This window comes from Acidovorax facilis, assembly GCF_023913775.1.
GTDB classification, from domain to species: domain Bacteria; phylum Pseudomonadota; class Gammaproteobacteria; order Burkholderiales; family Burkholderiaceae_C; genus Acidovorax; species Acidovorax facilis.
Map to the genome: position 1 here is coordinate 1 of NZ_JAMXAX010000395.1, position 252 is coordinate 252.

A 252-nucleotide genomic window follows, 5' to 3' on the forward strand; every position below is an offset into this window, starting at 1 on the left:
CGGGCATAGAGGGCTTGCTCCAGGGCGTCGAGAACAAAGTCCGTGCGCATTGAACTGCTCACCCGCCACCCAACGATGCGCCTGGCAAACACGTCGATGACGAAGGCTACGTACAGCCAGCCTTGCCGTAAGCGGCCAGCCATGCCACCTTGACGGCGATGTCGGCTCCCTTCAGCAGCCGTTGATCTCGTCAACCGCGTCCCCGCCGTCGTAGAACTTACCGATGGCTTTGTCCAGCCTCTTGAGCAACGC

1 pseudogene is annotated in these 252 nt (G+C 61.5%); it reads right to left on the reverse strand.

Annotation, left to right across the window (positions count from 1 at the left end):
* Positions 1 to 125 (reverse strand): annotated as a pseudogene (locus NFX52_RS30755) (DDE-type integrase/transposase/recombinase); the annotation flags it as partial.
* Positions 126 to 252 lie beyond the last annotated feature (127 nt).